Consider the following 22,362-nt stretch of genomic DNA (forward strand, 5'->3'; position numbering starts at 1 on the left):
ACTTTTAAATCATAATAAGACTGGCAATAAAGAAGCAGATGATTGCTAATACCCCACCCACCAATGCATAAGGCAACTGGGTTTTAACATGAGTCAGTAAGTCACATCCAGATGCCAGTGCCGATACCGCGCTGGTATCAGAGATAGGCGAGCAGTGATCGCCAAATATTCCGCCACTTAAGATAGCACCAAGCACAAGCGACGGTGGCAGGCCTAGCGCTTGAATAAGTGGCACGCCAATCGGTATTAATATGGCGAAAGTTCCCCATGATGTACCCGTTGTAAATGACATGATTGCACCTGTAATAAAGAGTACAGGTACTATCAAGTAAATAGGCAGATAATCACCAACTAAAGACGCAACAAAAGTCCCTGTTCCCAACTCTTTTAGACTTGCGCCTAAAGTCAAAGAGAGTAACACAATGCTTACCAATGGCAGCAGCTCCCCCATCCCCTTAAATCCAAAATCCATTAGCTCGTGATGACTAAATCTCTTACCACTTAACAGCAGCAGGTACGCAACGGTTGAAGCTAAAATTGTGGCATAAAGTACTGACTTAGAGCCACTACCATTTGCCAATACACCGTTGCCTGTCCAAAACATAAATCCAATCATACTTACAATCAGAGTTAACAAAGGGATCAGCATATAACGCGATTTGGTGGCACTTGGCCCACTACTTATTTCAGCTGTATGGTGCTTTAACTCTTGCTCTGCGGCCCTCATCGGTCCATGAACTTTATCAAAGACAATCGTATAGAGAACAATTAACAGTGCAATAATCGCATAGAAATTAAACGCGACACTACCCCATAAAATACTCACTGCCGACTGCTCAAGTTCGTAGTTACTCAGCAATCCAAGCACATAAGCGCCCCAACCATTAAGTAAAATCAAAATACATACAGGAGCGCTAGTACTATCGATGATATAAGCCAAACGAGCCCGACTCATTTTGAACTTATCAAATAGTCCCCTCGCAACAATACCAGAGGTTAGTACACTCATATTTGATTCGATAAACACTGCCGTGCCAGTAAACATGGTTAGTAAGCCAACCTGACGTTTACTTTTAGCGACGCCTCGATTAAGCAGCATATTCACCGTTGCAGCAACCCCGCCAGACTCTCTGATGTAGGCGAGCAATGCACCGATCACTATACTAAAAATCAAGATCCGGCTGTTACCTGCCGATGTTGCAACCTCAATAACACGTTCAATACTGCCTACGAATGTGCCAGCGACTAGTGACTGCTGACCATGTAGAGTCAATAAAAATTCGGAAGAAACTAGCGCTAAAATCAATGCGATAATCACTTCTTTACGCCAAAACACGACTGCAATTGCAATCAAAGGTGGCAAAATCGAGTACCAAGCCATATAGTTTAATCTATAAATTCAAAACACTTAGCTTAAGTTAAGCGGTTTAAAACACCAAGTCTTTGCGACTAAATTAAATTTAAGTCAACATTTAACCCCAATACTGGTACAATGAGTGTGTTTTGTGCAATGATATTCCTTTTTGGTCTATCGTAACGTTCCAATTGAACCTATAATATGGACAGATTAATTTAGTTCGGATTGAGTATCGCATGTCTACATTTGTCAAAATAAAAGCACTTCGTCCATCACTATCAAATAGTGAAGCAAAGCTTGCTGACTTTACCTTGAACTCGGGCGATAAAATCCGTGCGCTTTCCTCCGTTGAGCTGGCACGCGAAGCCGGTGTCAGCCAATCTAGCGTCGTAAAATTTGCCCAAAAGCTGGGTTATAAAGGATTTCCAGCATTTAAACTTGCCGTTGTTGATGCGCTCAACGAGCAAACAGATACCAGCGCACCAATTGATGAGTTAATTTCCAGTAATGACTCCATCGAGTTAATCGCAGATAAATTACAACTAAAACAGCAAAATGTTATTTCCGAAACTCGAAAACTTAACTCAGCAAAACAGTTTGAGAACGCAATTCAGTTGGTGAAGAACGCACGAAAAGTCATTGTGTGTGCACTTGGTAGTACTTTCACTATGGCCCAAGATTTAACTTGGAAACTCCAAAAGCTTGGTATTCCGGCAATTGCTCAGGTTGATGAAATCAGCGCCTCCAGCTTTATTGCAACGATGGGGAAAGACGATCTTTTTATTGTGATCAGCAATACAGGAACCAGTAAGAGCTTGCTAACCTTGACGAATCAAGCATTGGATAATGGTTGTAAATGTCTTGCCATTTCTCGTTATGGTAGCCACTCACTTGCGGAAATGGCAGATGCGATACTGTATTGCATCAATGAAGGGGAGCCACTTAAACATTCAGGTATGCTGTCTCGTACTTCTCAAGCCTACCTTATTGATGTTTTATTCACAGCACTTGCACAATCAAACCTGCATTGGCAAAAACGCGTGGATAAGGCCAATGAAAACATGCAAGTATTGCGTAGCGAGTAAGACTTAATCTGCTCACGGCAGACTCGTGCTGCCGTTTACCTCTAGCAAAAACCCGTTACGGTCTCGGGTATAATAAATACTTTTTTCGCTGCTTTAAGAAATCTTGTACATCCTGCTGCCACAGCTTTCTCAACTCTGATGCCGATTGGCCAGACTCAATGGCTTTGCGGATTTTGTCCGTGCCTGCAAGCTTATCGAGAAAATCGGGGGACTGAAAAAACGCTTTATTCTCGTGTTTGAACTGTGCGTATGCAGCAACAAACCAAGTTAGATCAAAACCTCGTACATTGCTGTTTCTTAAGTCCAGACCAAACGCAGTCACACCATTTAATTTAGGATTGGAAGCCGCCCCCAACACAGGTCTAGGTGTGAACTGAAACTCACCCAATTTAGGGTCTGGGTAGCCAAAAACTTGAAATGGAAAATTCGTTCCACGACCTACAGAAATAGGTGTCGCTTCAAAAAAGCACAATGATGGATACAAGTAGATTGCTTGCTGATTTGGTAGGTTAGGACTTGGCGGGATCGGCAATCTATATTCCGTGCTGCCACTATAGTTTCGCATTGGAAATACACGTAACTGTGGCGCTTTAAGCGAGGTTAACCACCCCTCTCCTTTAATCATAGTTGCCAGTTCGCCAACGGTCATGCCATGCAATACGGGAATGGGATGCATACCAACAAAAGATTGAAATGGTTTTTCTAATAATGGGCCATCAACATATGCGATATTTGGATTTGGCCTATCAAAAACCCAAAATTCAATATTTGCATCGGCTGCGGCTTCCATCGCGAAGTGCATAGTGCTGATGTATGTATAAAAACGCAACCCCACATCTTGAATATCAAAAATAAGCACATCGATATCTTTGAGCTGCTCAGGCCTTGGCTTTTTATTACTGCCATAAAGCGAAATGATTGGTAGCCCAGTTTTCACATCTTTTGCATCAGCTACTTTAGCACCCGCATCATAATTACCACGAAACCCATGTTCCGGTGCAAAGACCTTTTTAACATCCACTTCTTTATTAAGTAAGTAATCAACTAGATGTTGGTCGTCAACGCGGGATGTTTGGTTTACGATTAATCCGACGCGCTTACCTTTTAACACAGGTAAATACTCATCTGCACGCTCAGCACCTAATATAAGCGCTTCAACGGTTAAAGGAACACAACAAAAAACAAGCAGTAAATAAACTCTGAGTGATTGAAACATATAACGCTTTCTCTAAATAAATACGCGATTAGGGTATCAGTCAGAAAAAAAATGAAAAGTGTTTCGGGAGTTTAATCATGCAGTAGTGAATCTCTGAGCGTCGTTATATTCAACTTCGTAACAGATCGCAGGGTAAGCCTGCTCCTACACGAGATGTTTAGGCACAAAAAAACCGACTTTCGTCGGCTTGTTTAACTCTTTATTTTACCACTTGAGATAAGTAGTGGATGCAGGACGTGTGTTGTGGAGAGTGAACCTCCGACCGCCATCATATTCAACTTTCGTAACAGATCGCAGGGTAAACCTGCTCCTACACGAAAGGTTTAGACACAAAAAAACCGACCTTCGTCGGCTTGTTTATCTCTTTATTTTACCACTTGAGATAAGTAGTGGATGCAGGACGTGTATTGTGAAGAGTGAACCTCCGATAGCCTGCTTTTACCTTCATTCTTTAACCACTTGAGGAAAAGTGGCGGACGCAGGACGTGTGTTATGGAGAGTGAATCTCCGACCGCCATCATACTCAACTTTTGTAAAAGATCGCAGGGTAAGCCTGCTCCTACACGAAATGTTTAGGCACAAAAAAACCGACTTCCGTCGGCTTGTTTATCTCTTTATTTTACCACTTGAGATAAGTAGTGGATGCAGGACGTGTGTTGTGGAGAGTGAACCTCCGACCGCCTGCTTTTACCTTCATTCTTTAACCACTTGAGGAAAAGTGGCGGACGCAGGACGTGTGTTATGGAGAGTGAATCTCCGACCGCCATCATACTCAACTTTTGTAAAAGATCGCAGGGTAAGCCTGATCCTACACGAAATGTTTAGGCACAAAAAAACCGACTTCCGTCGGCTTGTTTATCTCTTTATTTTACCACTTGAGATAAGTAGTGGATGCAGGACGTGTGTTGTGGAGAGTGAACCTCCGACCGCCTGCTTTTACCTTCATTCTTTAACCACTTGAGGGAAGGTGGCGGACGCAGGACGTGTGTTGTGGAGAGTGAATCTCCGACCGCCATCATACTCAACTTTTGTAAAAGATCGCAGGGTAAGCCTGCTCCTACACGAAATGTTTAGGCACAAAAAAACCGACTTCCGTCGGCTTGTTTATCTCTTTATTTTACCACTTGAGATAAGTAGTGGATGCAGGACGTGTGTTGTGGAGAGTGACTAAAGAAAAGTGCCGGACGCAGGACGTGTTTTTTGAAGGTGAACCTCCAGCTTCCTGTTTCCTACCTTTATTATTTAACCACTTAAGGAAAAGTGGCGGACGCTGCAGGACGTGTGTTGTGAAGAGTGAATCTCCGAGCGCAGTCATATTCAACTTTCGTAACTGATCGCAGGGTCAACCTGCTCCTACACGAAATGTTTAGGCACAAAAAAACCGACTTCAGTCGGCTTGTTTATCTCTTTATTTTACCACTTGAGGGAAAGTGGCGGACGCAGGACGTGTGTTATGGAGAGTGAATCTCCGACCGCCATCATACTCAACTTTTGTAAAAGATCGCAGGGTAAGCCTGCTCCTACACGAGATGTTTAGGCACAAAAAAACCGACTTTCGTCGGCTTGTTTAACTCTTTATTTTACCACTTGAGATAAGTAGTGGATGCAGGACGTGTGTTGTGGAGAGTGAACCTCCGACCGCCTGCTTTTACCTTCATTCTTTAACCACTTGAGGGAAGGTGGCGGACGCAGGACGTGTGTTGTGGAGAGTGAATCTCCGACCGCCATCATACTCAACTTTTGTAAAAGATCGCAGGGTAAGCCTGCTCCTACACGAAATGTTTAGGCACAAAAAAACCGACTTCCGTCGGCTTGTTTATCTCTTTATTTTACCACTTGAGGGAAAGTGGCGGACGCAGGACGTGTGTTATGGAGAGTGAATCTCCGACCGCCATCATACTCAACTTTTGTAAAAGATCGCAGGGTAAGCCTGCTCCTACACGAAATGTTTAGGCACAAAAAAACCGACTTCCGTCGGCTTGTTTATCTCTTTATTTTACCACTTGAGGGAAAGTGGCGGACGCAGGAGGATTCGAACCTCCGACCGCCTGGTTCGTAGCCAGGTACTCTATCCAGCTGAGCTATGCGTCCGTACAAGACAACCATTAAAAATGGCGGAGAGGGAGGGATTCGAACCCTCGATAGGGCTACAAACCCTATACTCCCTTAGCAGGGGAGCGCCTTCGGCCACTCGGCCACCTCTCCGTCTTGTATATTTAACCACTAAAAGAAAAGTGGCGGACGCAGGAGGATTCGAACCTCCGACCGCCTGGTTCGTAGCCAGGTACTCTATCCAGCTGAGCTATGCGTCCGTTATGAATGTATAGTTTTCCAACTTCTTTATTTTTAACCACTAAAAGAAAAGTGGCAGACGCAGGACGTGTCTTTTGAAGGTGAACCTTCAGCTTCCTGTTTCCTACCTTTATTATTTAACCACTTAAGGAAAAGTGGCGGACGCAGGAGGATTCGAACCTCCGACCGCCTGGTTCGTAGCCAGGTACTCTATCCAGCTGAGCTATGCGTCCGTTATGAATGTATAGTTTTCCAACTTCTTTTATATTTAACCACTAAAAGAAAAGTGGCGGACGCAGGAGGATTCGAACCTCCGACCGCCTGGTTCGTAGCCAGGTACTCTATCCAGCTGAGCTATGCGTCCGTACAAGACAACCATTAAAAATGGCGGAGAGGGAGGGATTCGAACCCTCGATAGGGCTACAAACCCTATACTCCCTTAGCAGGGGAGCGCCTTCGGCCACTCGGCCACCTCTCCGTCTTGTGGGGCGTATAATATAGGTTAGAAAAAATATGTCAAATACTTTTCTTGTAAAAAAGCACTGAATGGTGATAGATTGTGCAGTCTGCTTAGTTACTCGGCACTAACGCCAATTTTTACTCATTTTGTAGGGGGTTAGGATCGCTGTAAGTATTTCTTAATGCACGTTGTTGACGCAAAACTTCGTCCAAAAATGCTTCTTGATAACCAAGCTGCTGAAACTCAGCGATACAAGCCCGATAATATAAAATTCTCGCTTGCTCGTGCTCATCAACATTTTCAAACTCATTATTGCTCATCTTATTGGATTCCCTATTTGTTATTTTTAACGCAGCATTAGAACTTGAAAAAGACTAGTTAGGAAATTGGGATAATCTAGTTTCAAAAGAGAAACAACTTTTATGATGAGTAGGAGTTGGCAATAACTACATAATAAAACTAAGTATTTAAAAATACTGTGAGATTTATCTTACGCAAATAACAGAAAAGCGCCATTAGGCGCTTTTCTAGATGTACTTTCAGATTACGTGAAAATACTTACTGTTCAGCTTGTACTTCAGGACGCATGTGTGGGAACAAGATAACGTCTTTAATAGTCGGTGAGTCTGTGAATAACATCACAAGGCGATCGATACCAATCCCCTCACCCGCTGTTGGTGGTAAACCATGCTCTAGCGCACGAATATAATCCGCATCGTAGTGCATTGCTTCATCATCACCAGCATCTTTTTCTTCCACTTGGCGAGCAAAACGCGCAGCTTGGTCTTCAGCGTCATTAAGCTCAGAGAAACCATTTGCAAGCTCACGGCCACCCACGAAGAACTCGAAGCGGTCTGTGATAAATGGATTTTCATCGTTACGACGCGCAAGCGGAGACACTTCCCAAGGATATTCCGTGATGAATGTCGGTTGGATAAGTCTGTGCTCAGCAACTTCTTCGAAGATTTCACATAGGAACTTACCAGGGCCCCATACACAGTTTTCAGGGATCTTAACGTGAACTTTCTTAGCGTATGCTTTTAGTGCTTCAAAGTGGTTTTCTGGATCTTTGAAGATTTCAGCTTGTGCTTCAGCATCTGGGCCATATTGTAAAATAGCATCAGCCATAGACAAACGCTGGAATGCACTGCCAAAGTCATACTCAATCGTCTCTGTCACTTCGCCTTCAGCATTTTTCACAGTATTAACAACTGTAGTAGTGCCTAACACGTCTTGTGCCACGGTGCGTAACATGTCTTCAGTCAAGTTCATCAAATCATTGTAATCCGCGTATGCTTGATAGAACTCAATCATAGTGAACTCTGGATTATGACGCGTAGATAAACCTTCGTTACGGAAGTTACGGTTGATTTCGAACACACGATCAAAACCACCGACCACTAAACGCTTAAGATATAGCTCAGGCGCGATACGTAGATACATATCAATATCTAGTGCATTGTGATGCGTTACAAATGGACGTGCAGACGCGCCGCCCGGAATAACCTGTAGCATCGGCGTTTCCACTTCCATAAAGTCACGCTCAGCTAAGAAACGACGAATACCTTCAATCACTTTTGAACGAATACGGAATGTTTCGCGCGTGTCCATGTTAGTGATCAAATCAACATAACGCTGACGGTACTTTGCTTCTTGGTCAGTCAGACCGTGGAACTTTTCAGGTAGTGGACGTAGCGACTTAGTCAGTAGTTCATACTCAACCATGTCGACGTATAAATCGCCTTTACCTGATTTATGAAGCGGGCCTTTAACACCAACGATATCGCCGATATCTAATTGACCATACTTCTCTTTTAGGTCTTTTTGTACGTCTTTTGAAGCATAAGCCTGAATACGACCTTTCATGTCTTGCAACACTAAGAAAGGACCACGTTTCGCAAGCAGACGACCCGCAACAGAAACATGATGATCAAGTTCTACTAGCTCTTCCTTCGATTTATCACCAAACTTAGCTTGTAGATCTTGTGTGTAGTCTTCGCGGCGGAATGAGTTCGGGTGGCCATTCGCAGGGCAATTTTCCCGGATCGCATCTAGCTTGCCACGACGCTCAGCAATAAGTTTATTTTCGTCTTGATTGTGATCTGTCATTGTTTAGCTCTTAGTTTAGCTTGTGGATTAAAGGCCTGATTTCAGGCTTGCTTCGATAAATTTGTCTAAATCGCCGTCTAGTACGGCTTGGGTATTGCGATTTTCAATACCTGTACGCAAATCTTTAATACGTGAATCATCTAGCACGTATGAACGGATTTGACTACCCCAACCGATGTCAGATTTTGCATCTTCTTGGGCTTGCTTTTCAGCGTTTTGCTTTTGCAGTTCAAGTTCAAACAATTTCGCCTTTAACTGCTTCATCGCTTGATCTTTGTTCTTGTGCTGCGAACGGTCATTCTGACACTGCACTACCGTATTAGTCGGTAAATGCGTAATACGTACCGCAGATTCTGTACGGTTAACGTGCTGACCACCCGCGCCCGATGCACGATATACATCGATACGAAGATCTGCTGGATTAATATCGATTTCGATATTGTCGTCAATTTCTGGGTAAACGAATACAGAAGCAAACGAAGTATGACGACGGCCGCCTGAATCAAAAGGACTCTTACGTACTAAGCGGTGTACGCCCGTTTCTGTACGAAGCCAACCATAAGCATATTCGCCCGTGACTTTAACTGTCGCGCCCTTAATACCTGCAACATCGCCATCGGTCGCTTCAACGATTTCGGCTTTAAAACCTTTCGCCTCAGCCCAGCGCAAATACATACGCAGCAACATGTTACACCAGTCTTGGGCTTCAGTACCGCCAGAACCTGACTGCAAGTCGATGTACGCATCGTTGGCATCTTGCTCGCCCGAGAACATGCGACGAAACTCTAGTTTTTCCAGCTGCTCAACAAGGCCGTTGACCTCTTGCTCTGCTTCAGTGAAGGTTTCTTCATCTTCGGCTTCTACGGCAAGCTCAACCAAACCTTCTGCATCATCGGCACCAGACACGAGATTGTCGATGGTTTCAACAATCACTTCTAAATTCGATTTTTCTTTGCCCAGTGCTTGGGCTCTTTCCGGCTCATTCCATACAGCGGGATCTTCTAATTCGGCATTAACTTCTTCTAAACGCTCTTGCTTTAGAGCGTAGTCAAAGATACCCCCTAAGAAGCTCTGTACGTTCGCGAATTTCCTTGATTTGGTTAATCACAGGATTCACTTCAAACATTTACCATTACTCCAGAACTAAATTTGTCGGTTTGTGAATTCACACAAACAGGTCTGACAACGGGTCAGACCATAGATTTAAGCGACCAATAGTATCAAATAATAACCGCGCTTAGCATCCCTTAAAGTGAGAATTTTGGGAGTTTTTTAACAAACTCAGTACGCACATCTCTATAAATTCGGTTGCGCCTGAAGTTCACGCACAATGAGCTGCAAATTATATTTACCACGAAACTCATTAATATCTAATTGATAGGCAAACAAAGCATGGGTTGCTTGGAGATTTGGCCAAGCCCGAACGTCAATGTTAAATGCTATCGCATCAACCAATCGGCCTGAACGATGCTTAAGCACAAGTTTTAGATGTTTGTCGCCAACAATACGTTGCTGCACCAACTCAAATACATCCTGAAATACCGGCTCACTAAATTGCTGCCCCCACGGACCTGCCTGCTGTAGTTCAAAAGCAAAATCCATGGTAAAGCAATCGCCCGGCAGTTCACCGTCCGTCAACAGAATGCTTTGCTTTGCTTCTTCACTCAGCGTCGCACTGACGTTTTGTTCAAATACCTGTTTAAATCGCGCAAATTCAGACTCTAAAATGGTCAATCCTGCTGCCATCGCATGACCACCGAATTTTACAATTAACTCTGGATGCTGGGTATTGATTGCCTCCAGCAGGTCGCGCATGTGTAGACCTTCAATAGAACGACAGGAGCCCTTGATCTCGCCGTTGTCGCCTTGTGCAAAAATAATACACGGGCGGTGATACTTTTCTTTTAAGCGTCCCGCTAGAATACCTATCACACCTTGATGCCAATCATCTTGATACAAACACAAGGCATCTGGTACTTCTTGGCTTTTAAGTACCAAACGCTCTAATACCGCTTGCGCCTCTTGCTGCATACTTTGCTCAATCTCGCGTCGTTCTATATTGAGACTATCGAGCTCGGACGCAATACGGCGGGCTTGATTAATGTCTTTCGATAACAAGCAAGCAATACCTAAACTCATATCGTCAAGACGCCCCGCGGCATTGAGTCTTGGTGCTAACGCAAAGCCAAAATCACTGGCACTTAATCTAGCATTATTACGGTTAGAAACCTCGATAAGCGCTTGGATCCCCGGCCGCGTTTGACCACTGCGGATCCGGGCGAGCCCTTGATATACCAAAGTGCGGTTATTCGCATCCAAAGCCACAACGTCAGCCACGGTGCCTAGGGCGACAATATCTAATAATGCCGCCAAATTTGGCATCGCAACATTTTGTTCCATGAAATAGTTTTGCGCCCTTAAGTAATGCCGCAGCGCTATCAGCAGATAGAAGGCAACCCCAACGCCCGCGATAGACTTAGACGGGAAATCGCAGTCAAGACGATTTGGATTAACAATCGCATCGGCACACGGCAACTCATCACCTTGTAAATGATGATCAGTAACAATCACTTTAATACCCGCTTGCTTCACGATTTCGACACCGCGAATACAGGAAATACCGTTATCTACGGTGATCACCAAATCAGGTTTAATGGCGACGATTTGCTCGGCCAATGCTGGGCTGAGACCGTACCCCAAGCTAAATCTATCTGGCACGAGGTAATCCACCCGCTGAAAACCAAACTGAGGCAACCCCTCCATTAATACGGCGGTGCTCGTTGCGCCATCAGCGTCAAAGTCACCAACAATCAACACTTGTTGTTGCAAAGAAAGTGCTTCAGCCAGAATTTGGCTTGCAAGCTCGATGTCTTTAAATAATTTAAAATCGTGTAAGGTTGCGGCGCTATTATCGAGTTCAACGACCGATTTAACCCCTCTGGCAGCATAAAGCTGCTTGATTACGGGGTGCAATGATGCCGGTAAATGGCTGTCATCAACTCGGTCTCTTGGTTTAATTTCTGTATGCATACTTTTTCACAAAACAAAAAAGGCCAAAATGGCCTTTTATATTCTTTATCTTGCTATCTTATCGAGTTCTCAACGCGAACTCCATCGCTACGCGTGAGTCATTATGACTTAGGGCTATTTGCGTCTAGCATTTGTGCGATAGCTGCTGCAGGTTGATAACCTGGGATCATAGAACCATCTTCAAGAATGATCGCTGGTGTTCCTGAAATGCCAAAGCTTTGCCCAAGTTGATAGTGCTCGGCTACTGGCGCTTGGCAGTTTTCAACTGGTTTCACTTCACCACCAGCTTTCGCCTCAGTAAGTGCAGCCGCTGCATCTTTTGCACACCATACGTTTTTCAAATCTTCATAGCCTGAACCACGCAAACCACCACGCGGGAAAGCTAGGTATTTCACGGTAATACCAGCTGCCAAGTAATCTTCTAGTTCACGGTGAAGTTTGCGGCAGTAGCCACAAGTAATGTCTGTGAATACCGTGATTTGATGTTTTTCATTTTCCGCTTTATAGACGATCATTGAGTCTTCGTATTCAGCAATACCTTTTTGGCGCACATCACTCAACGCGTCTTCGGTAATATTACGACGGTTATCAAGATCGATCATCGTTCCCTGAATCAGATATTTACCATCGGCACTTGAATACAGCACCCCTTTATCTGTGATCACTGTTTTTAAGCCCGCAAGCGGACTATCTTTGATTTGCTTAACCGTAATGCCTAATCCGCTAAATTGCGTCGTAATTGGGTCTACTTGTGCTGTTGGTGCGGCAGGACCCTCAACTTGCTCAGCGAAAGCGCCAAAGCTCAATGCCAGTGAAGCGGCAACTATTAGTTTTTTCATTATGTTCTCTCTAAACCTGTTATTTGAGGGGATCACACGCCCCTTTGTGTTACTCACTAAGACCGGAGTAACCATAAATAATTCCCAAGCAACAAAAATTAAGCTCTTGGGTGATGCTGCTGGTGCAATGTTTTTAAACGTTCACTGGCAACATGTGTATAAATTTGAGTCGTCGACAAGTCGCTATGGCCAAGCATCATTTGCACAACTCGCAAGTCAGCGCCATGATTCAATAAATGTGTTGCAAAAGCATGACGTAGCGTATGTGGCGATAACGGCGACTTAACGTCTGCCAAAATAGCATAGTGTTTTATGCGATGCCAAAAAGTTTGTCGCGTCATACCTATGCCTCGCTTGGATGGAAAGACAAAATCGGTAGCATGCTTGATCATTAAGCCCCGCCCTTTTTTGAGAAATTGTTCAATCCAATGCAATGCTTCTTCACCCATCGGCACTAAGCGCTCCTTGCCTCCCTTACCACGCACAAGGACAACAGCTTGTCTCATGTTGACTTGCTCCATTCTTAGCCCGACTAACTCAGTCACGCGCAACCCCGTGGCATACAATAGCTCGAGCATTGCCTTATCTCTCAGCCCCATAGGGTCGTCACAATCAGGAGCATTTAGCAAGGCCTCAACTTCTTGCTCTGACAAGGTTTTTGGCAGCGACGGTGTTGTTTTAGGCTGCGCAATAGTATCCAGTGGAGACTGCGCGATTTGTTTTTCTCGCAACCAATATAAATAAAATCTCTTTAATGCACTGATGGCTCTCGCGTTACTCTTTGCTTTTAAGCCCTTGTCTATTCTGTGTGCCAAATAAGCTTCGACGTCCTGACTTGTGATTGCCAGTAAAGAAGACACCGAGGTTTCTGCTTTTATAAATAAGAGAAACTTTTCAAGGTCACTGCGATAGGCTGCAATGGTATTTTCACTGAGCCCTTGCTCCAAAAATAGCGCATCTAAAAAGGCTTCTATATATTGTAGATCGGACAGTGTATGGGTAGTTGCTTGGTGTTCGCTCACAGAGTACCTGTATTAATTATTAACGTCATGATGTAGACTTGCCACCTATAATACCAGTCAAATTGAAAGTGATAAATACAATGCAAATTGGGTTATTTTACGGCTCGACAACATGTTACACAGAAATGGCCGCAGAAAAGATTCAGGAAATCATCGGCAAAGACACAATTACCTTATTTAATATTAAGGACGAGCCGCTAAAACAAGCTGAGCAGTTTGACTTCCTCATTTTTGGTATCTCAACATGGGACTTCGGCGAACTTCAGGAAGACTGGGAGTCTCATTGGGACGATATCGACAGCGTTGATCTGAGCAACAAAGTGATAGCGCTATTCGGCATGGGTGACCAACAAGGTTATGGTGAATGGTTTCAAGATGCACTAGGCATGCTACATGAAAAAATTGCCCCTCAAGGCGTCATCTTTTTAGGTTACTGGCCAAATTCAGACGACTATGAATTTGAAGCGTCAAAAGCACTTACCGAAGATAAAAGTCAGTTCGTTGGCCTGGCACTAGATGAAGACAGTCAATACGACAAAAGCGACGAGCGTATCGCAACTTGGATAGAGCAAATCATGACGGAATACGCCGAATTAGATGTTTAGCGCAGTAGGCGTTAGCACTAACCCAAAGTGGTAACGCCCAATCCTTGTATCAGCTGTAAAACTGGCTCAACGCAGCCTCAATTTGTGATAGCTTATAGGGCTTATGGATCACATTATCAAAAACTTCATTTTGAGCTTGAGTTAAGAAAATATCAGCGGTTATCGCCAAAATCGGTAACCTTGAATTTTCCTGTTTGATTAAATGTGCCGCCTCTGTACCACTCATACCCGGAAGATTCACATCCATAAAAATGATGTCAAAGTGTTTTTCTTTTGCCACTTCAAAATAGGCTTCAGCAGATTCGAAAATATCATAGCTACAACTAAGTTTGTCGAGTATCGCAGTGATCAGTAGCTGATTAAGCGGATTGTCTTCTATTACACCAATTTGATGATAGAAAATGGCGATATGCTCTGTTTTTGGTGGCGAAGCGACTTTTACTCCACTTTCACTTCGGCACGGAATAATAAACACCACCTCGGTCCCCTCGCCCTCTTGGCTGGAAACGCTGATCCGCCCCCCCATAATATCAATAAGTGCTTTTGTCACACATAGGCTTAATCCAACCCCTAAGTTTCCTCTACCCTCAAACATACTAAAACGGTCAAATAGATTACTTTGCTCAAGCGCTGAAAGACCTTTACCACTGTCTTTTACAATAAACTGTATTTCATTACCAATTACATATGCTCTAAGCACCACTTCTTGCCCAGCCTCGCTGCTCTGAATTGCAGTGTCGAGTAAAGTCTCTATAACGCGCGACACTTTATCCTTATCGAGCATCAAAGCCTCACCTTTATAGACACCAGCAATAGAGTGCGTAATCGTAATATCGTGTTGTTTTGCCTCAGTAGCAAAGCGAGCAACTGACTGTTTGAGTAAATCGGGTAATGAACAAAGAATGGGTTCAAACTGAACTTTTTCACCTTCAATAAGCTCAAGCTCTAATACGGAATCAATGACAGTAAGCAGCTTACTCCCCCCTGTTTCTATATTTTGCAGGTAGCTTGTCGTAGATTCAGAAAACCCTTCAGCTTCAGCAGAGTTGAGTACCACATCATTAAAGCCAATGATGGCATTAAGTTGAGTGTGTAATTCATGGCTGATATCAGATAAGAAATTGTCTTTGGAATCATTGAGCAGCTTAAGTACGTTTACTTCTCTGCGCAGTTCAAGTTGCCGAATTACCTGACGACCCAAGGTGACAAGTGTTTTCCTTTGCAAATCAGTAAGTTTTTTGGGCTTATCACTGATAGCACAAATAGTGCCTACCTTATAACCGCCAGAGCTAATCAGCGGTGCACCGGAATAATGGCGGATTTTCGGACCGCCAGTAACCAGTGGATTGTCAAAAAAGCGCTCATCTTCTAGGGCGTCTTGCACCTCAAATACATCTTCTTGCAAAATAGCATGAGAACAAAAGGAGATATCTCGATGGGTTTCATCCACATCCAGCCCCACTTTGGACTTAAACCATTGGCGATTTGTGTCTATCAAGCTAATTAGCGCGATAGGCGTTCCACAGATCTCTGACACCAGCTGCGTAATTTCATCAAGATTTGCTTCAGCAGCAGTATCCAATACCTTATATTCGCGCAGCGCTTTGAGACGATTTTCTTCGTTATTTGGGATCTCGGCTTTTTTCATGAACACCTACACAAGCGAATTAAACCAGCTAAGTACACGTAAATCAGACTGCACTTTTGACACGATGATTCTGACTATTTCTCAGCTAAAGTGTAGAAGATAAATCACGATACGAGCAAAAAATATCCATCACATTTTTAGGTAAAACTCATGACATAAAGAAACAAAATCATTCGTATATTGGTTATCTACATCGTATATCACCAACGATTGCTCATCACTTGGTTGCGCTATGTTTTGTTTGCTGATCAATACCAATCTGCGAGAGTAAGATTTACTCGGGGTAGTTTTAATTGCACAGCTTGAAACAAGAAACCAATTTCGCGCTTTGACAAGCTGACAAAAGAGCACACTCTCTTGATAGGGTAAAATTACCGCAAGTTGCCCAGCATCCGACGTAAACTTTTCGAAGGCATCAAGCAACGCATCAAAACTTAGGCTGTCCGTATGTCTTGCTCTATTTCTCGCTTGATTTTCTCCTTTCAAACTCGCGTTGAAGTAAGGTGGGTTTGATACCATGAGGTCAAACCGCAGCTCGCTATCAAACTCTTGTATTGCACAGCGATGCAGTTCAATATCAGGCCACGGGCTGTGCTTGATATTAAATTCAGCATCCTTTAACGCATCGTCATCAAGCTCAACCGCATGGACTTTACTCGTTGGACTTCGCTGTTTACACATCAATGCGATAAGCCCAGTTCCCGTTCCAACATCAACAATCCGGTTGGCTTTAGCGAGAGGAACCCACGCGCCAAGCAAAATACCATCGGTCGAAACCTTCATTGCCGCATGATGCTGGGTCACCGAAAACTGTTTAAATGCAAACTGAGACATCCTATACCTTTGAGAAAATGCAATAGCAACGTATAATTCCGCTATTGTCCTTTATTTGTGATGCAATATGCAATTTACTGAATTTGATTTAGACAGCAAGCTGATTAGTGCGATTAAAAAAATGGGTTTCGATACTCCCACCAGCATTCAACAGATGGCTATTCCTGAAGCGCTAATTGGCCGAGATATTCTCGCCAGCGCACCAACCGGTACGGGTAAAACCGCTGCATTCTTGATCCCTGCGATTCAGTATTTGCTTGATTTCCCTCGTAAAGAGCCAGGCTTTGCCCGCGTACTTATCATGACACCAACCCGTGAACTTGCCTATCAAATACACGAGCAATGTGAACTCCTTGCCGCAGGTGTTAACCTTAAAATAGGCGTGGTAACTGGCGGTATTAATTACGGCAGTCACAAAGAAATCTTCGAAAAGAACAATGATATCCTTATCGCAACGCCAGGTCGTTTGATGGAATATCTTGAAACCGAGAACTTCCACGCAGAAAACGTTGAGCTACTGATCTTAGATGAAGCCGACCGCATGCTAGACATGGGCTTTCGAAAAGAAATGCTACGTATTTGCTCTGAAGCGGTTAACCGTCGTCAGTGCTTTTTGTTCTCTGCAACGCTTGAGGGCGAAAGCGTTGAGAAGTTTGCTGAGCGTATATTACAAGACCCAGCACTACTTGAAGCCACGCCATCACGTAAAGAAAAAGGTAAAATCCATCAGTGGGTTCACCTTGCAGATAACTACGAGCACAAAGTCAATTTGCTCGCACAACTACTAGATGACGAAGAAGTCACCAAAGCGGTTATCTTCGTAAAAACGCGTGAACGCCTAGAAACACTCGTTGGCGAGCTATTTGCCAAAGGCATTAAAACCACTTGGCTACGTGGTGAAATGCCACAAGACAAACGCATGGCTGCGATGGCGAGTTTTCACAGTGGTAAGACGAATATCTTAGTGGCAACAGATGTTGCAGCCCGTGGTATCGACGTTGCGGATATCAGTCACGTATTTAACTTTGATATGCCACGCACCGCAGATATCTATGTACACCGCATTGGTCGTACAGGCCGCGCTGGTAAAAAAGGCACCGCGGTTTCTTTGGTTGAAGCTCACGATGTTGAGATTTTAGGTAAGGTTGAGCGGTACACCGACCAAAAACTTAAGCGCCGTGTAATTAAAGGCTTAGAACCTAAACATAAAGAAGCAAAAGCACCGAAGAAGAAAAAAGATCCGGTGAAAATCAAGGCGAAAAAGAAAGCCGCCAAGGTTAAAAAGAAAAAGTAACCCAGAAAACCAGCGTCAGTACAGTACGCTGGTTTTTTTATGCTAATTTGAGCAAGTGCTAATCTGGATAAATGCGATTGCTCGATTTTAAAACGCGTTGCCGCCGTTAATTATAATTGGCGCAGAACTTCGGAAGAGCTCTTTATTTCTACCTGAAATAAAGCCTGAAGCAATGACTCTACCATTAAGACTGGATACTGTTATTTTCCCATGGTAGATTCTAGAGGAACATGCAACATTCCCTTTACCAAATGGAATGTGGTAAGTTGTAGTTGCTCGACCACTTAATACCAGCTCCTGTCCAGTTGTAAGCTCAGATTCCATACCGTTATTAGCTGTTCCTCCATGTATCAAAGGAGTGCCTTTGATTGTGTATAGATCTAATTTTATTGTTGTTTCAACATCGCTTAAATTTGATACTACCAGTGATAACTCAGTCACATGATTCGCATCACAATACTGATTTCCAGGCACAGAAAACTCGACAGTCCTCTCGTTTGCATAAATACCAGAGCTAAAAAATGCCGATAGTAATAATAATTTTGTGAAATGCTGTTTGATTTTCATAGTGATCCTTTTTGTTGTTAAAAAATCTAAGACTTTAGTATTTACGCCGATTAAACCTGAGATATTTATCCCCTAATGTATTTACGCACAGTGTCTGAAAGTATTTATAACGCTCGCGTAGCGCGAGTTAGTGAGCGTCCTGATTGATGCGTTTGTTAGCTTGTGCTGCACGAATAAAATCAAGATCACTAGTGATAACTCCAATACCCGATGCGACTACATCAGAGTAGGATTGGGTAATCGATTCATGTCGGGACCAAAGATAAACATCCGAACCATAGCTCTGCAATCTTGATGCGAGGCGTTCAGGATAGCCCCAAAAATACTTTGTCATCGAGGGAGGTATAAAAAGAATGGTGTTCCTACAGGACTCAGGAACTAATCCCGCCCATCCAACTAAAAGATAATCTATTCCGCAATTCTTTACACTACCAACACTTGCTAACCGTAAAGATGAATCCTTGTTTCGAAACCACTCCATACCTTTTGAAGAGGTAATTACAATATGGCTAGATTTTTTTCCAGATAGATACTCATATAGAGTTTCGAATGAACGTATGTCGTTATCCTTTAGGTTTAACCAAAACTCATGCTTTGGATACCGTTTATAAAACGCCTCTAACTTAGAAATCCCAAAACCTTTTCCTCTAAACGGGAAAGTCGCACCATCATCAAACGTATATCCATATCCTGCATCAATACTTTTCAACTGCTCAAATGATGCTTTATGTACCGGCCCAGACCCGTTTGTGGCACAATCTAACGTCCAGTCATGAAAAACAACCAGTTGATCATCACGAGTTCTGTGAACATTTAGATGAATTACGTTCGCTCCGGCTGCAACGGAAGAAGCTACAGCTTCTAGTGTGTTCTCAACAGCATTGATGTTTGATGCTTTTATTGAAAGGGCGGTACAGCCAGTTTTTTTTAATTTTTCATAGTTAACTGCGCTTCCCCCTCCTCGATAGGCCACGATCTCGCCATGTCGCTGTAGGTCAGGAACAAACATATAAGCGTTAACAACTCCTAGTGTGATTATGCAAGACAGTGCGATCAAAAACGTCTTAACTATTTTTATAAACATTTATTGCCTGATTCCTTGGTCGATGGTCGATGAAAAGCTAACGCCTTGCTCACCGGAAAACTGAGAGCGTAGCGAGTAATTTTCCCAGTGCAGCAAGTTGTTAACCATTCTCTTGTTCCATTTCCCGCATTCTAAGTTGTCTCTCTGCTTCACGTTCTTCCATGTATGACTCGACATTAGATTTAATTTCTTCAGTATTTATAGCTGCAATAATATGCTCAAATTCCTCGATGGATTTGATTGCATTATCTACATCCTCTCGGGTAGGTTCACCACGGCCATGAGCTGCCATGTTTCTCAACTTTCTTGTTTCATGCATCTTTCTAGCAAGATCATCAGGGATGACTACACCGAAACGATCAAGATAGGAAGGTGACATTATATGCCAAGGAGGTCTACGCCTAAGTTCTTGTTCAAGACCAACGCTCTCTCCAAATTCTATTGTTTTCTTCTCAAGGTATGTCATCGCAGCTAACAGAGCACCGAGAGAATGAACTTTTGCAAGGTTCCTTAAGTTCTCAAGCTCTGAATCATTCTGAGGGTTTCGCATTTGAAATGCCAGCAAATCGTTTTCTTCAACGAATTGAGAGATAACCTCATCAAAATCTTGATCGTAATGCTCTCTGAGAACTTCTTTGAAAAAATCGATAGCAATATTCATATAGAAGATTGCTGTTAATTCATTAGGAGAACCAAACCTATGCTGAAGAGCATTCCGCTCATCTATTAACAGCTCAATCTTATTCAAATATGGGATAGGAGTTTGCTTATCTGCAAGAGACTTTATGCAGCCATGAATAGTTATAGTTTCTTTAGGACTTTTATATATTGATTCTCCAGAGTCTAGCACTAAGTCCTTTAGTATAAGTTCAATAGAATTGGCCAAATGAAGGATAACCAGTTTACGGTCAAGCTCCTTTTGCCCATTATAGTGCGAGAAAGAGTGACCTAGTAACTCCATTGCACTCTGGAATAACGGTGATTCGATTGCCACATAATCTCCTTTGTATGGCTAACATTTTAGTATTTATGCGACACGCAGTTTGTATTGCATAATCGCTTGTTGGACTGAGCAGCTACCCGCTCGATGTGTCAGAGTTGGTGTTATTTATGCCATGGGAATTTGCTTTTTAGAGAAATTAACCAAATCAGTTGGTTTGAACAGCTAATCTATTATTAATTAAGCTTTCCCTGCATTGCTCAGCGCTTATTATGTATTTATTACACCTAAATTTGCCTTAATAAGCAATTATATTTTTTACGCATACAGAGGCCGCTAGCCTGAGTCATTAAGCAGGTTAACTAATTGATTTTACAAAGCAGCCATAATCAAACATACCCTCCTTGGCTGCTATCAAAGCGCATCCATGCGCTTCTCGTTCATTCTTTTTACACGACGCGATCGAGCGAACCAAGAAAACGTCGCCCCAGCATCACACTCAATCCTCAAACCCTAAGCCGATATAGTGCAACCGTCTTGTAAGGCACATCCCTATGCCAGACAAGACTTGGCCGACATCCTGTCGGCACATTGCATATCAGCTTATGCTTTTCGGGTGTGATGGAGGGGGAATAAGTTGCTTGTGAGATCTTCTACAATTTTTATGATTACGCTGCTTGCAAGCATTGCAAAAACTATCAGCGCAGCCTCCTACCTCACAGTCTAAATAGTTTTTTGGGAGGCAGTTCACCCGCCGAGAAGTTATGCTCTTCTGGTGTAGTTAAGGGGATTAGTTTTGACTGCGAGTTCTAGTTTTTCTCTCAAAGCAGCAAATTTGCCTGCAATCACCAAAAAAACTTTTCAGCACAGTATGTCTCCCTCATCACACCACTACAACAAATCAAACACAGGCTCTATCGCATCTAGACTGAAGTTATCCAAATCCAAGCGGTGCTGTATGCCTAGCGGCAAAATCCACTGCGGATCGGTATGGCCAAAGTCAAGCCGAGTTATTACGGGTAAACTGTCACAGCCAAACTCATCACGTACAACCGATAAAATCACTTCATCAAGCGCAGCCATCTCGCGCTCGCTGTAGTCCCGTGCGCGGCCAATCATTAAGCCGGATATTTTTTCAAACACGCCCATTACGCCATAGTTACGTAACCAAAAGCGAATATAGTCTTGACTGGGTTTGTCTTCAGAGGTTTCTAAAAATAGCAATTTGTCTTGCCAAAATGACGGCGATGGCCAGTATTCTGTGCCTTTTAGCATCTCCATCACTTCAAAACAGCCGCCAAATAGCCGCCCTTCCACTTGCCCAGTACCTTGCAATACTTTTGGACCATTTGTCGCAATAGCGGGATGCTGCTTACCGACGTTTTCTGGTATTGCCCACTCAGGATAACCATGAGAATAAGCTTTGAATATTGGATAATGGACTTCACCTAGCAGCGCCTGCGCTAAATAGGCTTGATACTCAGCACTAGCGTTGTGATACTGGGAGAAACCGGCCATGACCGATGGGCCGTTAAAGGTGACTAATCCCCATTGGTTCAGCAATGTGGTGAGCGTCGAAAAGTCAGAATAGCCCATCATAAACTTAGGGTTATTCAAGATAACGGATTTATCTAAATAAGGCAGGATCCGCGCGGAGTCTGAACCACCAATAGAAGAAATTATCCCGGCGATATTCGGATCGGCAAAGGCATTATTAATATCTTTTGCACGTAATTGTGGCTGTGAAAAAAGCACGTCTGCGGCCGTTCGAGCGGACGACATTTCAACAATATTAAAACCAAGCGAACGCAGGTTTGCTAACCCTTGCTCAAAGATGTGAGGAAATGTACTTGGGCCACCCCAGCTAGGTGATACAATCGCAAGGGTATCACCTCGGTTTAGTTTTTTAGGCTTGCGTAATTGCACCGTCTATCTTGCCTTAATGGAATATTCATCAGCAACTAGATATATCCCATTAAG

The 22,362-nt window shown here is 43.4% G+C and carries 17 protein-coding genes and 6 tRNA genes; 3 read left to right on the plus strand and 20 right to left on the minus strand.

What is annotated here, in order from left to right; all coding sequences use genetic code 11:
- Positions 1 to 4 precede the first annotated feature (4 nt).
- Complete coding sequence (locus A587_RS0102570; protein ID WP_017216315.1) at positions 5 to 1,381, minus strand: Na+/H+ antiporter NhaC family protein; 1,377 nt, start codon at positions 1,379 to 1,381, stop codon at positions 5 to 7.
- A 212-nt stretch (positions 1,382 to 1,593) separates the two neighbouring features.
- Here A587_RS0102570 and A587_RS0102575 point away from each other — a divergent pair, with 212 nt between their 5' ends.
- Entirely contained in the window at positions 1,594 to 2,442 is an 849-nt protein-coding gene (locus A587_RS0102575) for a MurR/RpiR family transcriptional regulator (RefSeq protein ID WP_010375966.1), read from the plus strand.
- A gap of 55 nt (positions 2,443 to 2,497) precedes the next feature.
- On the opposite strand, the gene A587_RS0102580 is transcribed toward A587_RS0102575, so the two are convergent.
- The 13 genes from A587_RS0102580 to xerD form a co-directional block, all read right to left on the minus strand.
- On the minus strand, positions 2,498 to 3,658 hold the full coding sequence (locus A587_RS0102580; RefSeq protein WP_017216316.1) for an exo-beta-N-acetylmuramidase NamZ family protein: 1,161 nt from the start codon (positions 3,656 to 3,658) through the stop codon (positions 2,498 to 2,500).
- Positions 3,659 to 5,672: 2,014 nt separating this feature from the next.
- Positions 5,673 to 5,749 (minus strand) — tRNA-Arg (locus tag A587_RS0102585).
- A gap of 21 nt (positions 5,750 to 5,770) precedes the next feature.
- Positions 5,771 to 5,863: transfer RNA gene (locus A587_RS0102590), tRNA-Ser, on the minus strand.
- A 30-nt stretch (positions 5,864 to 5,893) separates the two neighbouring features.
- Positions 5,894 to 5,970, minus strand: a tRNA-Arg gene (locus tag A587_RS0102595).
- A gap of 136 nt (positions 5,971 to 6,106) precedes the next feature.
- Positions 6,107 to 6,183 (minus strand) — tRNA-Arg (locus A587_RS0102600).
- A gap of 54 nt (positions 6,184 to 6,237) precedes the next feature.
- Positions 6,238 to 6,314 (minus strand) — tRNA-Arg (locus A587_RS0102605).
- Between the two features lie 21 nt (positions 6,315 to 6,335).
- Positions 6,336 to 6,428 (minus strand) — tRNA-Ser (locus tag A587_RS0102610).
- Between the two features lie 119 nt (positions 6,429 to 6,547).
- A complete protein-coding gene (locus tag A587_RS0102615; RefSeq protein WP_010375970.1) occupies positions 6,548 to 6,730 on the minus strand; it encodes a hypothetical protein in 183 nt (60 codons plus the stop codon).
- A 238-nt stretch (positions 6,731 to 6,968) separates the two neighbouring features.
- Positions 6,969 to 8,519, minus strand: a complete 1,551-nt coding sequence (lysS, locus tag A587_RS0102620; RefSeq protein ID WP_010375973.1) for a lysine--tRNA ligase — start codon at positions 8,517 to 8,519, stop codon at positions 6,969 to 6,971.
- A 27-nt stretch (positions 8,520 to 8,546) separates the two neighbouring features.
- Positions 8,547 to 9,645 (minus strand): peptide chain release factor 2 gene (gene prfB, locus A587_RS0102625; RefSeq protein WP_099030198.1). Its coding sequence is split into 2 segments (ribosomal slippage): positions 8,547 to 9,569 and positions 9,571 to 9,645, totalling 1,098 coding nucleotides; the frame shifts between segments, so codons are not numbered across the junction.
- A gap of 170 nt (positions 9,646 to 9,815) precedes the next feature.
- Entirely contained in the window at positions 9,816 to 11,549 is a 1,734-nt protein-coding gene (recJ, locus tag A587_RS0102630) for a single-stranded-DNA-specific exonuclease RecJ (RefSeq protein ID WP_017216318.1), read from the minus strand.
- Between the two features lie 101 nt (positions 11,550 to 11,650).
- Positions 11,651 to 12,388, minus strand: coding sequence for a bifunctional protein-disulfide isomerase/oxidoreductase DsbC (gene dsbC, locus A587_RS0102635; RefSeq protein WP_017216319.1), 738 nt, complete (start codon positions 12,386 to 12,388; stop codon positions 11,651 to 11,653).
- A 98-nt stretch (positions 12,389 to 12,486) separates the two neighbouring features.
- Complete coding sequence (gene xerD, locus A587_RS0102640; protein WP_017216320.1) at positions 12,487 to 13,410, minus strand: site-specific tyrosine recombinase XerD; 924 nt, start codon at positions 13,408 to 13,410, stop codon at positions 12,487 to 12,489.
- Positions 13,411 to 13,490: 80 nt separating this feature from the next.
- Between xerD and fldB the strand changes: the two genes are divergently transcribed.
- On the plus strand, positions 13,491 to 14,015 hold the full coding sequence (gene fldB / locus A587_RS0102645; protein ID WP_017216321.1) for a flavodoxin FldB: 525 nt from the start codon (positions 13,491 to 13,493) through the stop codon (positions 14,013 to 14,015).
- 49 nt (positions 14,016 to 14,064) lie between these two features.
- Here fldB and A587_RS0102650 read toward each other — a convergent pair whose 3' ends face one another.
- On the minus strand, positions 14,065 to 15,663 hold the full coding sequence (locus A587_RS0102650) for a hybrid sensor histidine kinase/response regulator (RefSeq protein ID WP_017216322.1): 1,599 nt from the start codon (positions 15,661 to 15,663) through the stop codon (positions 14,065 to 14,067).
- Between the two features lie 129 nt (positions 15,664 to 15,792).
- Positions 15,793 to 16,497: a tRNA1(Val) (adenine(37)-N6)-methyltransferase gene (locus tag A587_RS0102655; protein WP_017216323.1), complete on the minus strand. Its 705-nt coding sequence runs from the start codon at positions 16,495 to 16,497 to the stop codon at positions 15,793 to 15,795.
- 67 nt (positions 16,498 to 16,564) lie between these two features.
- Between A587_RS0102655 and srmB the strand changes: the two genes are divergently transcribed.
- Complete coding sequence (gene srmB / locus A587_RS0102660; protein ID WP_010606189.1) at positions 16,565 to 17,791, plus strand: ATP-dependent RNA helicase SrmB; 1,227 nt, start codon at positions 16,565 to 16,567, stop codon at positions 17,789 to 17,791.
- 87 nt (positions 17,792 to 17,878) lie between these two features.
- Here the strand turns inward: srmB and A587_RS0102665 are convergent, their stop codons facing one another.
- From A587_RS0102665 to A587_RS0102685, 4 genes are all read right to left on the minus strand, one after another.
- Entirely contained in the window at positions 17,879 to 18,358 is a 480-nt protein-coding gene (locus A587_RS0102665; RefSeq protein WP_017216324.1) for a hypothetical protein, read from the minus strand.
- A gap of 127 nt (positions 18,359 to 18,485) precedes the next feature.
- A complete protein-coding gene (locus tag A587_RS0102670; protein ID WP_017216325.1) occupies positions 18,486 to 19,442 on the minus strand; it encodes a glycerophosphodiester phosphodiesterase family protein in 957 nt (318 codons plus the stop codon).
- 100 nt (positions 19,443 to 19,542) lie between these two features.
- Positions 19,543 to 20,436 carry a hypothetical protein gene (locus tag A587_RS0102680; RefSeq protein ID WP_017216327.1) on the minus strand — a complete coding sequence of 298 codons (894 nt, stop codon included), beginning with the start codon at positions 20,434 to 20,436 and terminating at the stop codon, positions 19,543 to 19,545.
- A gap of 837 nt (positions 20,437 to 21,273) precedes the next feature.
- A complete protein-coding gene (locus tag A587_RS0102685; RefSeq protein ID WP_017216328.1) occupies positions 21,274 to 22,308 on the minus strand; it encodes a S66 family peptidase in 1,035 nt (344 codons plus the stop codon).
- Positions 22,309 to 22,362: the final 54 nt, after the last annotated feature.

This window comes from Pseudoalteromonas sp. NJ631 (assembly GCF_000276645.1).
Classification (GTDB): Bacteria; Pseudomonadota; Gammaproteobacteria; order Enterobacterales; family Alteromonadaceae; genus Pseudoalteromonas; species Pseudoalteromonas piscicida.